The 323-nt window shown below is 64.7% G+C and carries 2 pseudogenes; one reads left to right on the top strand and one right to left on the bottom strand.

The window, feature by feature from the left end:
- Positions 1 to 115: pseudogene (locus tag ABGA94_RS14915) on the top strand (two-component system response regulator); the annotation flags it as partial.
- Here ABGA94_RS14915 and ABGA94_RS14920 read toward each other — a convergent pair.
- Positions 107 to 217: pseudogene (locus ABGA94_RS14920) on the bottom strand (LacI family transcriptional regulator); the annotation flags it as partial. The pseudogenes ABGA94_RS14915 and ABGA94_RS14920 overlap by 9 nt on opposite strands.
- Between the last annotated feature and the right edge of the window lie 106 nt (positions 218 to 323).

A 323-nucleotide genomic window follows, 5' to 3' on the forward strand; every position in this document is an offset into this window, starting at 1 on the left:
GATGATCCTGCGCGCCCTCGGTGAGGAGGACGACGGCCCGGCCGACGATGGCGAAATGGAAGTGCCCGATGCGATGACGCCGATCAGCCGCCTGCAGTGGGAACACATCCAGCAGGTGGCGGGTCATCGCAATTGCGCCGGCGTGGTCGTCGATGCTCAGCACCGGGTGGTCCTGCCCGGGCAGATAGGTGTTGATCAACACCGTCGGCAACGACTCGGCCGACACCGCACTGAAGGTCTCGCAGCTGGCCAAGGCCTCCGGCTACGACCTGACCTGTATCGGCGTGCCCAAGACCATCGACAACGACCTTGCCGTTACCGAT

Source organism: Stenotrophomonas sp. 3diitr2024, from assembly GCF_042136455.1.
In the GTDB taxonomy this organism is placed as follows: Bacteria; Pseudomonadota; Gammaproteobacteria; order Xanthomonadales; family Xanthomonadaceae; genus Stenotrophomonas; species Stenotrophomonas sepilia.